Annotated in this window: 13 protein-coding genes; 1 reads left to right on the top strand and 12 read right to left on the bottom strand. The window is 64.4% G+C overall.

Annotated elements, in window-relative coordinates:
• Positions 1-139: 139 nt before the first annotated feature.
• The 7 genes from atpG to A7D16_RS20425 form a co-directional block, all read right to left on the bottom strand.
• Entirely contained in the window at positions 140-1,003 is an 864-nt protein-coding gene (atpG, locus tag A7D16_RS20455; RefSeq protein WP_008571039.1) for a F0F1 ATP synthase subunit gamma, read from the bottom strand.
• Between the two features lie 147 nt (positions 1,004-1,150).
• Positions 1,151-2,698, bottom strand: coding sequence for a F0F1 ATP synthase subunit alpha (gene atpA, locus A7D16_RS20450; protein WP_064635077.1), 1,548 nt, complete (start codon positions 2,696-2,698; stop codon positions 1,151-1,153).
• 47 nt (positions 2,699-2,745) lie between these two features.
• On the bottom strand, positions 2,746-3,273 hold the full coding sequence (locus tag A7D16_RS20445) for a F0F1 ATP synthase subunit delta (RefSeq protein WP_064635075.1): 528 nt from the start codon (positions 3,271-3,273) through the stop codon (positions 2,746-2,748).
• A gap of 3 nt (positions 3,274-3,276) precedes the next feature.
• Positions 3,277-3,747 (bottom strand): F0F1 ATP synthase subunit B, encoded by a 471-nt coding sequence (locus A7D16_RS20440; protein WP_016901014.1) that lies wholly within the window; start codon positions 3,745-3,747, stop codon positions 3,277-3,279.
• Positions 3,748-3,861: 114 nt separating this feature from the next.
• Complete coding sequence (atpE, locus tag A7D16_RS20435; RefSeq protein ID WP_002814105.1) at positions 3,862-4,164, bottom strand: F0F1 ATP synthase subunit C; 303 nt, start codon at positions 4,162-4,164, stop codon at positions 3,862-3,864.
• 72 nt (positions 4,165-4,236) lie between these two features.
• Positions 4,237-5,037: a F0F1 ATP synthase subunit A gene (gene atpB / locus A7D16_RS20430; protein ID WP_064635073.1), complete on the bottom strand. Its 801-nt coding sequence runs from the start codon at positions 5,035-5,037 to the stop codon at positions 4,237-4,239.
• Between the two features lie 25 nt (positions 5,038-5,062).
• Positions 5,063-5,428, bottom strand: coding sequence for a hypothetical protein (locus A7D16_RS20425; RefSeq protein ID WP_095522480.1), 366 nt, complete (start codon positions 5,426-5,428; stop codon positions 5,063-5,065).
• Positions 5,429-5,959: 531 nt separating this feature from the next.
• Between A7D16_RS20425 and A7D16_RS20420 the strand changes: the two genes are divergently transcribed.
• A complete protein-coding gene (locus A7D16_RS20420; protein ID WP_064635071.1) occupies positions 5,960-6,772 on the top strand; it encodes a hypothetical protein in 813 nt (270 codons plus the stop codon).
• 130 nt (positions 6,773-6,902) lie between these two features.
• On the opposite strand, the gene A7D16_RS20415 is transcribed toward A7D16_RS20420, so the two are convergent.
• The 5 genes from A7D16_RS20415 to A7D16_RS20395 all read right to left on the bottom strand — a co-directional run bounded on the left by A7D16_RS20415 (position 6,903) and on the right by A7D16_RS20395 (position 12,425).
• On the bottom strand, positions 6,903-7,190 hold the full coding sequence (locus A7D16_RS20415; RefSeq protein WP_064635070.1) for a hypothetical protein: 288 nt from the start codon (positions 7,188-7,190) through the stop codon (positions 6,903-6,905).
• Between the two features lie 62 nt (positions 7,191-7,252).
• Positions 7,253-9,100 (bottom strand): dihydrolipoyl dehydrogenase, encoded by a 1,848-nt coding sequence (gene lpdA / locus A7D16_RS20410; RefSeq protein ID WP_064635068.1) that lies wholly within the window; start codon positions 9,098-9,100, stop codon positions 7,253-7,255.
• A 17-nt stretch (positions 9,101-9,117) separates the two neighbouring features.
• A complete protein-coding gene (locus A7D16_RS20405) occupies positions 9,118-9,765 on the bottom strand; it encodes a hypothetical protein (RefSeq protein WP_064635066.1) in 648 nt (215 codons plus the stop codon).
• Positions 9,762-11,537 carry a dihydrolipoyllysine-residue acetyltransferase gene (locus tag A7D16_RS20400; protein WP_064635064.1) on the bottom strand — a complete coding sequence of 592 codons (1,776 nt, stop codon included), beginning with the start codon at positions 11,535-11,537 and terminating at the stop codon, positions 9,762-9,764. The genes A7D16_RS20405 and A7D16_RS20400 overlap by 4 nt, the downstream gene beginning before the upstream one ends.
• 129 nt (positions 11,538-11,666) lie before the next feature.
• The gene (locus tag A7D16_RS20395; protein WP_064635061.1) at positions 11,667-12,425 is read right to left on the bottom strand and encodes a DUF2884 family protein; all 759 of its coding nucleotides are present in this window, start codon (positions 12,423-12,425) and stop codon (positions 11,667-11,669) included.
• Positions 12,426-12,507 lie beyond the last annotated feature (82 nt).

Below are 12,507 nucleotides of genomic sequence, written 5' to 3'. Positions count from 1 at the left end.
TGCTCCGGTTAGCTTTGTTCTGTCCGAGTGGCCGATGCCATCTCGTGGAATTTTGTGATTTGGGATTCGTGATTGGGGATTCGCAAGGGCGCGATTCGCTGCGCTCCAACCAATCCCGAATCCCCAATCCCGGCGGTACTTAGACGGCGGCCGCGCCGCTGACGATTTCCGAAATTTCCTGGGTGATCGCCGCCTGACGTGCCTTGTTATAGACCAGTTGCAGGGTGCCGATCATCTTGTTGGCGTTGTCGCTGGCGGCCTTCATCGCCACCATGCGCGCGGCATGTTCGGAGGCCACGTTTTCCAGCACGGCCTGGTACACCAGCGACTCGATGTAACGCGTCATCACATGCTCCAGCACGGTCGCGGCATCGGGTTCGTACAGGTAGTCCCAATCGTGGTGGGCCACCTTGTGCTCGGCGGCCGGCAGCGGCAGCAGTTGGTCGAAGCTGGCCTTCTGCGTCATCGTGTTCACGAAGCGGTTGTAGACCAGATACACACGGTCCACCTTGCCCTCGATGAAGGCATCGATCATCACCTTGATCACGCCGATCAGCTGTTCCACCTGCGGGCTGTCGCCCAGGTGGGTCACGCTGCCGACCATGTTGACCTTGATGCGACGGAAGAACGCCGAGGCCTTCTGCCCGATGGTCACCACGTCGATCTCGGCGCCGGTGTCCTGCCACGGGCGCACTTCGCCCAGCATCTTGCGGAACAGGTTGTTGTTCAGGCCGCCGGCCAGGCCGCGGTCGGAAGAGATCACGATGTAACCGACCCGCTTGACCTGCTCACGCTCGACCAGGAACGGATGCTGGAAATCGGTGCTGGCCTGTGCCAGATGCCCGATCACCTGCTTCATGGCCTGCGCATACGGACGCGAGGTCTTCATGCGCTCTTGCGCCTTGCGGATCTTGGAGGCCGAGACCATTTCGAGCGCGCGCGTCACCTTGCGGGTGTTCTGCACGCTCTTGATCTTGGTTTTGATTTCGCGTCCGCCTGCCATTATCTCTTCTCGGGACTCGGGACCCGGGACCCGGGACCCGGAAGGGCACCGCAATCACGCGTCGTTGTTGTTTCCTGGCACCTGGGTCGGTGGACCTGAGGACTCCGCTTGCGCGGGTCCCCGGTCCCCGGTCCCGGGTCCCGGCTCTTACCAGCTACCCGTGGTCTTGAACTCTTCGATGCCCTTCTTGAAGCTGGCTTCGATGTCGTTGTCCCAACTGCCGGTGCTGTTGATCTTGCTGACCAACTCACCCTGGGTGTTGGCGAAGTGGGCGTGCAGGCCTTCTTCGAACGCCAGCAGCTTGTTGACCGGCACGTCATCGAGGTAACCCTCGTTGACGGCGTAGATCGACAGCGCCTGGTTGGCGATGGACATCGGCGCGTACTGCTTCTGCTTCATCAGCTCGGTGACGCGCTGGCCGCGCTCGAGCTGCTTGCGGGTGGCTTCGTCCAGGTCCGAGGCGAACTGCGCGAACGCGGCCAGCTCACGGTACTGCGCCAGCGAGATACGGATGCCGCCGGACAGCTTCTTGATGATCTTGGTCTGGGCTGCACCACCGACGCGCGACACCGAGATACCGGCGTTCACGGCCGGACGGATACCGGCATTGAACAGGTCGGTTTCCAGGAAGATCTGGCCGTCGGTGATCGAGATCACATTGGTCGGCACGAAGGCAGAGACGTCGCCGGCCTGCGTTTCGATGATCGGCAGCGCGGTCAGCGAGCCGGTCTTGCCGGTCACCGCACCGTTGGTGAACTTTTCCACGTATTCCTCGGACACGCGTGCAGCGCGCTCGAGCAGGCGGGAGTGCAGATAGAACACGTCGCCCGGATAGGCCTCGCGGCCCGGCGGGCGCTTGAGCAGCAGCGAGATCTGGCGATAGGCCACGGCCTGCTTGGACAGATCGTCGTACACGATCAGGGCGTCTTCGCCGCGGTCCATGAAGTACTCGCCCATGGTGCAGCCGGCATACGGGCTGATGTACTGCATCGCGGCCGATTCGGACGCGGTCGCAGCCACCACCACGGTGTGCGCCAGCGCGCCGTTTTCTTCGAGCTTGCGCACGATGTTGGCAACGGTCGAGGCCTTCTGGCCGATCGCCACGTACACGCACTTGATGCCGGTGCCCTTCTGGTTGATCACCGCATCGATCGCCAGCGCGGTCTTGCCGGTCTGACGGTCGCCGATGACCAGCTCGCGCTGGCCACGGCCGATCGGGATCATCGCATCGACCGACTTGTAACCGGTCTGCACCGGCTGGTCGACCGACTTGCGCCAGATCACGCCGGGCGCAACGCGCTCCACGGGTGCGGTCTGGGTGGCGCCCAGCGGGCCCTTGCCGTCGATCGGCTCGCCCAGTGCGTTGACCACGCGACCCAGCAGCTCCGGACCCACCGGCACTTCCAGGATGCGGCCGGTGGTCTTGGCCACGTCGCCTTCGCGCAGGTTTTCGTAATCGCCCAGCACCACGGCGCCGACCGAATCGCGCTCCAGGTTCAGTGCAAGCGCGAACGTGTTGTTCGGCAGTTCGATCATTTCGCCCTGCATCACGTCGGCCAGGCCGAAGATGCGCACGATGCCGTCGGACACGCTGGTCACGGAGCCTTCGTTGCGCGACTCTGCGGACAGCTTGACCGCTTCGATGCGGGTCTTGATCAGGTCGCTGATTTCGGAGGGGTTGAGCGTGGTTGCCATCGTTCAGTCCTAGGTGCCGGCCGCGAGGGCCATGCGTTTATGTGAATTCAGTGGGCGAGCGAGCTTTGCAGACGCGCGAGCTTGCCCTTCAGCGAGCCGTCGATGACCACGTCGCCGGTGTCGATCACCGCGCCGCCGATCAGCGACGCATCGACTGCCGTGGTGATGTCCACTTCGCGGCCGAAGCGCTTCTTCAGCGCAGCAGCGATCGTGTCCAGTTCGGTCTGGCTCATTGCAGCGGCCGAGGTCACCGTCGCCTTGACGACGTGTTCGGCATCGGCGCGCAGTTGTTCGTACAGGCCTGCAACTTCCGGCAGCAGCGACAGCCGCTGCGCACCGGCAAGCACGCCGAGGAAACGCAGGTAGTCCTCGCCTGCCTGCGGCGGCGCCAGCAACGTCACCGCCTGTTCCTGGCGCAAGGCCGGGTTGAGCAGCAATGCGGCCACGCGCGGGTCGCCGGCCACCTGCGCCGAAAACGCCAGCGCATCGGACCAGGGCGCGAAGCTACCGCCCTCACGCGCGATCGCAAACGCGGCGCGGCCGTACGGACGGGCAAGTGTGAGGGCCTGGCTCATCGCTTAAATCTCCGCCGCCAGCTCGTCGAGCAGCGCCTTGTGGGCGTTGGCATCGATTTCGCGCTTGAGCAGCTTTTCGGCGCCACTGACCGCCAGCACCGAGACCTGCTTGCGCAGTTCTTCACGTGCACGGGTGGCAGATGCGTCGATTTCGGTCTGGGCCAGATCCTTCTGACGGTTGGCTTCGGCAATCGCCTCGTGCTTGGCCGCTTCGATGATCTGGTTGGCGCGCGCATGGGCCTGGTCGATGATCTCGTTGGCCTTGGTGCGTGCGTCTTTCAATGCTTCGTTGACCTTTTCCTGCGCCTGCGCCAGATCCTTCTGACTGCGATCGGCGGCAGCCAGACCTTCAGCGATCTTTTGCTGACGCTCTTCGATCGCCTGCAGCAGCGGCGGCCAGATTTTGGTCGCGACGATCCAGATCAGACCGGCGAAGGCCAACGCCTGGGCAAAGATGGTAAGAGTGATATCCATGGGTCGCTCAATCGCTGTTTAGGGGTGAAAGCGCCGCCGCAGTGGCGACGCTTTCCGGCCTTCATCCGCGGATGCAACCGCCAGGGGCTGCATCCACATCCTGCTACCGCTGGATCAGCCGGCAGCCTGCGACAGACGCTCGATGAACACCTGGGCCAGCGGGTTGGCGAAGGCGAACAGCAGGCCGACCGCGACGCTGATGATGAACGCGGCGTCGATCAGGCCGGCGGTGATGAACATGCGGACCTGCAGCACCGGGATCAGTTCCGGCTGGCGCGCGGCCGATTCCAGGAACTTGCCAGCCATGATGGCCAGACCGAGGCCGGCACCCAGCGCGGCCAGGCCGATCATGATGCCGACGGCGAGGACGGTGGAGCTCTGGACTTGAGCGAGGTTGGTCAGGACGGCGAGGTACATGGTGATCTCCGAACGAAAGTTTCTAAGGGTGATGGATGAAGCGGAATGAAGCAGATGAAGGGTGACGCAAACTCAGTGACTGTCTTCGGCCAGGCTCAGATACACGATCGACAGCATCATGAAGATGAAGGCCTGCAGCGGAATCACCAGCAGGTGGAACAGCATCCAGCCGAGGCCGAATACGCCGCCAGCGACCATGCCGGCGATGCCCGCACCGCCCAGCACCCAGATCAGCAGAAAGACGATCTCGCCGCCGAACATGTTGCCGAACAGTCGCATCGCCAACGAAATCGGCTTGCTCAGCCACTCGACGATGTTCAGAAGCAGGTTGAACGGCATCATCCACTTGCCGAACGGCGCCGTGAGGAATTCCTTGGTCATGCCGCCCACGCCCTTGGAGCGCAGCGAGAACACGATCATCAGGAAGAACACGCTGATCGACATGCCCAAGGTGGCGTTGACGTCGGCGGTCGGCACCGGCTTCCAGGCGTGGATACCGGCCCAGCCCAGCGGAATGGCGATGAAGTCGGCCGGGATCATCTTGATGAGGTTCATCAACAGGATCCAGAAGAAGATGGTGATCGCGATCGGCGTCACCAGCTTGCTGCTGCCGTGATAGGTGTCCTTGGCCTGGCGGTCGACGAACTCCAGGCAGATTTCCACGAATGCCTGCCACTTGCCCGGCACGCCGGCCGTGGCATTGCGGGTCGCGGTCCAGAACGCCAGCACCATGACCAGGCCCATCAACACGGCCATGACCAGGGTGTCGACGTGAATGGTCCAAAACGTACCGCCACCATCGCGAACCGGAACGACCAGGTTCTGCAAGTGATGCTGGATGTAGGAGGTAGGGGTTGCTGCCTCGCCCGCCATGTGTCTGGAGCCCTTTAAGTTCGAATCAACGCCTGGCCAGAGCCAGAACCTGAAAAATCAACCCGATGGCGATACCCGCCAACAGAGCCAGAGGAGGCAGCCGCCACAGGGCAAAGCCCAACGACAACGCCGCAAATACCAACACCCACTTCAACACCATCGCCAGGATCAGCCGCACCATGGCGATGCCCGCTGCCTGGATACCGCCCCCCAGGGCGGTACGTGCCGCGACCCAACCACCCAGCACCGTCGCAAACCCGGTCAGTGCCAGACCGGCAGAGTAACGGGGCCCGACCAACAGCAACCCCAGACTGGTTATAGCTACAGCGGCAAGCGGATATACCGCAGCGCGCAGCATCAACCGCCGACCCGCGTCAACGGAGTTCAGCACTACGGTTACCTTACGTGTGAATGAGTGGGAAGCGCAGTTGCGCCTCGTCGAGCCGCGGAATTATAGCAATGGGACAAATTGCGAGACAACCGGCAGAGACCATCACTTGTTGCAATGCACCACGTCGCTGCTGTCGCAGCGAAGGGAACTTTGCCACAAACCGGCGGTCATAGCGTACGAGGCCTGCAAATCCTCGTCGAAAGGTACCGCCGCAGGCTGCGTCTGGGAGCCCTGGGAGACCGGGGCTCCTGCTTTTTAAGCACTTTGTCGCACCCTGCGACCTTCCCATCGGCGGTCCAATCGCCGCCCTCGCGACTTGCGGGAGGTTTCGCCACTTCGTCTGGCGCGCCCTGAATGCGCATGATTCGACCAAAGGACTAGAGCAGCAGCAAAGTGGACCGTTTTGTCCGATTGCTATGCCGGCCTTCACAGGCATTCGACAGCTCCTTCACTTTTGAACGACGCTATCTTATCGATCATGAGCCGCACAGGCCGAACTGCCTGACCATTCTTGAGAATTCGGAGCTCCCCATGAAACACCTTCTCGCACTGGCCATTCCGTGCGTCCTGGCTGCCGCCTACGCCGCGCCCGCGCATGCCGAAGATACCGATGACCGTTTCCAGCTCCGTCTCGGCGCGATGAACGTCGACAACGACAACACCATCCGTGGCAACACGCTGGTGGCCGGCAACAACGTTTCGGTCAATGAAGACTTCAAGCTCGGCGGCAAGGAATGGGAGCCGCGTATCGATGGCGTGTTTCGCATCAGCACCCGTCAGCGCCTGATCTTCGATTACTTCAAGTACGACAAGGATCGCCGTGAGACCCTGACCCAGGATCTGAGCGGCGGCGGCGTGACCGTGCCGACCGGCAGCTTCATCAAGGGTGAGCTGAAGTACCAGGTTGCCACCCTGGTGTACGACTACTCGGTGATCGATTCGCCGGAATTCAGCCTGGGCCTGCAGATCGGTGCCGAGTACGCCAAGGTCGAAGCCAATGCGTATGCCGACCTGGGCAGTGTGTTCAGTGGCGACGTGCTGGACGAGAAGGCCGACGGCGTGGCGCCGGTGGTCGGTATCCGCTTCACCGCACGTCCGAGTGAGCATTGGCTGTTCAACGTGCAGGGCCAGTACCTCAATACCAGCTGGGGCAACTTCGACGATTACGACGGCGACCTGAGCCGTGCCAACGCAATTGCCGAATACCGCTTGACCAAGAACTTCGGCTTGTTCGCCGGCTACGACTGGTTCAAGCTCGACGTCGACCAGCGCGGCAGCGATGGCCTGATCGGCCTGAAGCAGGAGTTCAAGGGCCCGGTGGCAGGCGTGACGTTAGCGTTCTGATTCTTCCGGGACCCGTGACCCGAAAAAGCAGCCTTATGCAGAACCCCGCAGCGATGCGGGGTTCTGTCGTTTTACGGATGCATGGCAAGTAGCCGACGCGGCTGCAGCCCATGGCAGCAGCGGACACAGCTCAGGGCGGCTTGGTCGCACCCGCGACCAACAGATGCTGGTGCGTGTTGCAGTAGCACTCGTCGTGCCAACCGTAGTGCGGATCGGTGCAGATTGCATGCTGCACCGTTGCCGGCAGCGACGCCACGTCGCTGCGCAAGTCGCGCTTCAGCGAGACGAACACCGAGCCCGGATGTGGCCAGTCGGTTCGCTGCGGCGGCTCGGCGATACGGTTGTCACAGGCCAGTTCGCGCTGCAGCAGCGCCTGCAGTTCAGGACACAGATTGCCCAGCCCCATGACGAGCTCCATGCGTCGACTCGCCACCGCGGCGACCGCACCACACGTAGCGGCACGGCCGTGCGGAACGGCGCTTACTTCTTCTTCGGGATATACAGGTCGGTGATGGTGCCGTCGTAGACCTCGGCCGCCATGCCGACCGATTCGCTCAGGGTCGGATGCGCGTGGATGGTGTGGCCGATGTCTTCGGCTTCGGCGCCCATCTCGATGGCCAGGCCGATCTCGGCCAGCAGATCACCGGCATGCACGCCGACGATGGCGCCACCGATCACGCGATGCGTTTCTTCGTCGAAGATCAGCTTGGTGAAGCCTTCGGTGCGGCCAATGCCGATTGCGCGGCCACTGGCAGCCCACGGGAACTTGGCCACGCCAACCTTCAGGCCCTTGGCCTTGGCTTCGGTTTCGGTGACGCCGACCCAGGCGATTTCCGGGTTGGTGTAGGCGACCGACGGAATCACCCGCGCCACCCATTCCCGGCCTTTGCCAGGAACGCCCTCGCCGGCAGCCACTTCGGCGGCCAGCTTGCCTTCGTGGGTGGCCTTATGCGCCAGCATCGGGTTACCGACGATGTCGCCGATGGCGAAGATATGCGGCACGTTGGTACGCATCTGCCGATCGGCCGGGATGAAGCCGCGCTCGGTGACGGTGACGCCGGCCTTGTCGGCGCCGATCTTCTTGCCGTTGGGCGTGCGGCCTACAGCGACCAGCACGCGATCGTAGGCGGTGGCCTGCAGACCCGGCTTTTCGCCTTCGTTCGCGGCTTCAAACGACACCGTGATGCCGCTGGCGTCGGCGGTGACGTCGGTGGCCTTGGTCTTGAGATGGACCTCCACGCCCTGCTTCTTCAGGCGATCGGCCAGCGGCTTGACCAGGTCCTTGTCGGCGCCGGGCATCAGCTGGTCCATGAACTCGACCACGGTGACCTTGCTGCCGAGCGCGCTGTACACCGTGGCCATTTCCAGGCCGATGATGCCGCCACCGACCACCAGCAGGGTCTTGGGAATGTCGTGCAGCTCCAGCGCGTCGGTGGAGTCCATCACGCGCTTGTCGTCCCAGGGGAAGTTGGGCAGCTTCACCGCCTGCGAGCCGGCCGCGATGATGCAGTGCTCGAAACGCAGCAGCTGGGTGGTGCCGTCGTCGCCGACGATCTCCAGCTCGTTGGGCGAGACGAAGCTGGCCACACCGGTGACGGTGCGCACCTTGCGCTGCTTGGCCATGCTGGCCAGACCGCCGGTGAGCTTGCCGACCACTTTTTCCTTGTACTCGCGCAGCTTGTCCAGGGTGATCCTGGGCTGGCCGAAGTCCACGCCGAAATCGCCGGCATGCGCCACTTCATCAATTACCGCGGCCGCATGCAGCAATGCCTTGGACGGGATGCAGCCCACGTTGAGGCAGACGCCGCCGAGGCTGGCATAGCGCTCGATCAGCACCGTGTCCAGGCCCAGGTCGGCGGCGCGGAACGCGGCCGTGTAGCCACCGGGGCCGGCGCCGAGTACCACCATCTTGCATTCGATGTCGGCCGGCTTGCCGCTGGCCAGTGCCGGCTTGGACGGCGCCGGTTCGGCCGGGGCGCGATGCGACGGCGTCACCGGCGGCTTGCTGCCGGGGGCGGCGGCAGGCGCTGCAGCGGCCGGGGTCGCCTTGGTATCAGCCTTGGCAGGCGCCGCCGGCGCAGCGGCCTCGCCTTCGGTCTCGAGCAGCAACACCAATGCGCCTTCGGAAAGTGTGTCGCCCACCTTGACCTTGAGTTCCTTGACCACACCGGCAGCCGAGGACGGCACTTCCAGCGTGGCCTTGTCCGACTCCAGCGTTACCAGGCCCTGGTCCTTGGCCACGCTGTCGCCCACGGCGACCAGCACTTCGATGACGGGGACATCGCTGTAATCGCCGATGTCGGGAACCTTGATTTCAATGACCGCCATTTGCTTCTCCTGATGGCTCAACCGGCCGTGCCGGCAAGCGTCTGCTGGAGTTCATCCAGCGACGATTCGATTTGGGTCCAGCGCTTGTCGCGCTTCTTTTGCTTGCCTTCGCTGGCTTCGATCAGCAGCGCGGCCTGTTGCAGCAGCAGTTCGCCGGCACCGCAGCTCGGGCGCGTGCCGCTGTAGCGCACGCCCTCGACCTGGAACGACAGCACCTCGCCTTCGCTCACCGGCGCGGTGCGACCGGTCGGTGCAAGCTGGGTCAATGCGGTGGTCCAGTTGCTGACCAGGCGTTGTGCCAACGCCGCCGGAATCGGAATTTCCACCGCTTCCGGGGTCTGTTCGGTACGGAACTGCACACTGCCGCGATCGGCCTGGCTGACCCAGCTGTAGACGCGCTCGTCGGCGCGGCTATGCCGCAGGGTCCAGTCGGCGCCATCCTTGCCCGGCACCAGCGACACGCCGCTCTCCACCCCACGTGTGGGCAGGGTCAGCAACGACAAGGCCGGCTTGCCGGCGCCATCGAGCAGCGTGGTCACCGCGGTGCCGTAGTTTCCCACTGCCGGCGGCCAGCCGCGCCCAAGCGTGCTCTCGCACTGGCGTGCCGCCGCGGATGTCCACGGCAGCACACCCAGCAGGGCGATCGTCAGCAGCGCAGGCTTCACAGCAGGACGCGTCGCATGTCGGCCAGCACCTGGCTGAGGTAGGTGGTGAAGCGGGCCGCCAGCGCGCCGTCGATGACGCGGTGGTCGTAGCTCAGCGACAACGGCAGCATCAGCTTGGGCGAGAAATCCTTGCCGTTCCAGACCGGCTGCATCGCCGACTTGGACACGCCCAGGATCGCCACTTCCGGTGCATTGATGATGGGCGTGAACGCGGTGCCGCCGATGCCGCCGAGCGAGCTGATCGAGAAGCAGCCGCCGCTCATGTCGGCCGGGCCCAGCTTGCCGTCGCGCGCCTTCTTGGCCAGCTCGCCGCTTTCCTGGGCGATCTGCAGCACGCCCTTCTTGTCCACGTCGCGGATCACCGGCACCACCAGGCCGTTCGGCGTATCGGCGGCAAAACCGATGTTGATGTACTTCTTCAGCGTGAGGTTTTCACCGGCCGCATCGAGCGAGGCGTTGAACTCGGGGAATTTCTTCAGCGCCGCGGCGCTGGCCTTGACCAGGAAGGCAAGCATGGTGAGCTTGATGCCGGCCTTCTCGTTTTCCTTGTTCAGCGCCACGCGCAGCGCTTCCAGGTCGGTGATGTCGGCCGATTCGAACTGGGTGACGTGCGGAATCATGGCCCAGTTGCGCGCCAGGTTGGCGCCGGAAATCTTCTTGATGCGCGACAGCGGCTGGGTTTCGGTGTCGCCGAACTTGCTGAAGTCCACCTTCGGCCAGGCCAGCAGGTTCAGGCCGTTGCCGCCACCGGCCGGTGCAGCGCCGGCTGCAGCAGGTGCGCCGCCGCTGAGTGCGGCCTTGACGAAGCGCTGCACGTCCTCACGGGTGATGCGGCCGCCCTTTTCGCTGCCCTTGATCTGGCCCAGGTCCACGCCGAGTTCGCGCGCAAATACGCGCACCACCGGGCTGGCATACGGCACCTTGGACGGCAGCACGCTGTCGGCGTCGAAGGTTACCGGCGGGCTGCTCGGGTTGCCGGCCGACGGCTGGCCACCCTGCGCTGCCTGCGCACCCGCACCGGAGCGCGCACCCTGCACCTGCGCAATCTCGCGCTGGGCCAGCTTGTCCGGCTCGGCCGACACAGCGACCGGCTCGACCTTGCCCGCGGTCTCGGCGGCGTCGGTGGTGGGCTTGGCCGGGGACTGCGCCGCACCGGCGCCGCCATCGCTGGCGGCGATGATCGCCACTACATTGCCCTGCGACAGGGTGTCGCCGACCTTGACCTTGAGCTCCTTGACGACGCCAGCGGCCGAGGACGGTACTTCCATCGTGGCCTTGTCCGATTCCAGCGTGACCAGGCTCTGGTCCTTGGCAACGGTGTCGCCCACGGCCACCAGCACTTCGATCACCGGGATGTCGGTGTAGTCGCCGATGTCGGGCACGCGCGCTTCGATCAGGCCGCCTTCCGAGGCGGCGGCAGGCGCAGCAGCGTCGGCCTTGGCAGCGGGTGCCGGGGCAGCCGCCGGAGCGGCCTTGGCCGGTGCGGCAGGCGCGGCAGCAGGTGAGGGCTTGGCGGAATCGGCGCCGGCATCGGCCACTTCGATCAACGCCACCAACGCGCCCTGCGAGAGCGAATCGCCAACCTTGACCTTGATCTCCTTGACCACGCCGGACACCGACGAAGGCACTTCCATGGTGGCCTTGTCCGATTCCAGCGTGACCAGGCTCTGGTCCTTGCTGACCGTATCGCCGACCGACACCAGCACCTCGATTACCGGGACGTCGCTGTAGTCACCGATATCGGGGACAAGTGCTTCCTTGATTTCGGCCATACGGGGAACTCCGGCAACAGAATGGGGAAACCCCTATTGTGGCCGGCTGCGGGCCGCAGCGCCAACCATTGCCGTGGAAAAAATCGCACGCCCGGCGGGATGCAGCGTCCGCATATGTGCGTGCACAGATCATTTCGTCGCGCGTCGATCGACCCGCAACAGTTGCAGTGGCTCGCCCGACGGCAAACGATACGCCAGCGCATTGTCCAGCCCATCGAGGGCTTCCAGGCGTGCGCACAGCTGCTGCGCGCGCGGCCGCAGGGCACGCGCCTGCGGCTCGATCAGGCGCTCGATGCGCGCTTCCACGCCATCGAGCGAACGCAGCTGCGCGTCATTTCCGGTGAGCGCGGACTGCACCGCACCGGCCACCACATCGCCGATCAGCTGCGGCAGCAGCTCGGCGACCAGCGCGCCGATGTCGTCGTCGATGTTGATCGGGGTCAGCTGGCTCTTGCTGAAACTCTGCCTCAAGCGCACGTCGATCTTTTCGCGCACGTTTGCCAGCTGGGCGCGCGTGGCGGCCGGGCTACGGCTGAAGCCGGCCGCCACCTCTCCCAGTGCCGTGACGGCGATATCGGCCGCTTCACGCCCAACGGCCTGCGCCAGCGGCACCACATCGCGGGCCTGGCGCTCGAACTGGATCAGGCGAGCGCGATCGTCTGCGTTCAACGCCACCCAGCGGTCGTCGACGAACAAGGCGCCCTGGCGCATCACCAGCCGCTGCGGCGTGCCCGATTCACGGATCAGGATCAGGCTGCGTGCGTTGAGCGTAAGGTCGTAATCACTGCTGACCTCGCAGTGCAGGTCCTCGGCAGCAGCAGCCCCTGCAGCGCCCAGCAGACCGAACAGCACAGCTGTTGCCATCGTGATTGCGTGCTTGATCGACATATCGCTACTCCGTGATGCGGTATCGGCAGCATGCCCGCCGCTGCGCTATGCAGGCCCGTGCCGGACGCTGGCATGACTTCTG

The organism is Xanthomonas nasturtii (assembly GCF_001660815.1).
GTDB classification, from domain to species: Bacteria; Pseudomonadota; Gammaproteobacteria; order Xanthomonadales; family Xanthomonadaceae; genus Xanthomonas; species Xanthomonas nasturtii.
The sequence above is the reverse complement of the archived record's forward strand: the minus strand, read 5'-3'. Positions and strand labels throughout refer to the sequence as shown.

Excerpts from the sequence above, each read along its gene's own strand:
- A7D16_RS20395 (WP_064635061.1), bottom strand. The coding sequence starts at position 12,425 with ATGTCGATCAAGCACGCAATCACGATGGCAACAGCTGTGCTGTTCGGT.
- atpE (WP_002814105.1), bottom strand. The coding sequence starts at position 4,164 with ATGTACCTCGCCGTCCTGACCAACCTCGCTCAAGTCCAGAGCTCCACC.
- A7D16_RS20415 (WP_064635070.1), bottom strand. The coding sequence starts at position 7,190 with ATGGAGCTCGTCATGGGGCTGGGCAATCTGTGTCCTGAACTGCAGGCG.
- lpdA (WP_064635068.1), bottom strand. The coding sequence starts at position 9,100 with ATGGCGGTCATTGAAATCAAGGTTCCCGACATCGGCGATTACAGCGAT.
- atpG (WP_008571039.1), bottom strand. The coding sequence starts at position 1,003 with ATGGCAGGCGGACGCGAAATCAAAACCAAGATCAAGAGCGTGCAGAAC.
- atpB (WP_064635073.1), bottom strand. The coding sequence starts at position 5,037 with ATGGCGGGCGAGGCAGCAACCCCTACCTCCTACATCCAGCATCACTTG.
- A7D16_RS20400 (WP_064635064.1), bottom strand. The coding sequence starts at position 11,537 with ATGGCCGAAATCAAGGAAGCACTTGTCCCCGATATCGGTGACTACAGC.
- atpA (WP_064635077.1), bottom strand. The coding sequence starts at position 2,698 with ATGGCAACCACGCTCAACCCCTCCGAAATCAGCGACCTGATCAAGACC.
- A7D16_RS20440 (WP_016901014.1), bottom strand. The coding sequence starts at position 3,747 with ATGGATATCACTCTTACCATCTTTGCCCAGGCGTTGGCCTTCGCCGGT.
- A7D16_RS20420 (WP_064635071.1), top strand. The coding sequence starts at position 5,960 with ATGAAACACCTTCTCGCACTGGCCATTCCGTGCGTCCTGGCTGCCGCC.
- A7D16_RS20445 (WP_064635075.1), bottom strand. The coding sequence starts at position 3,273 with ATGAGCCAGGCCCTCACACTTGCCCGTCCGTACGGCCGCGCCGCGTTT.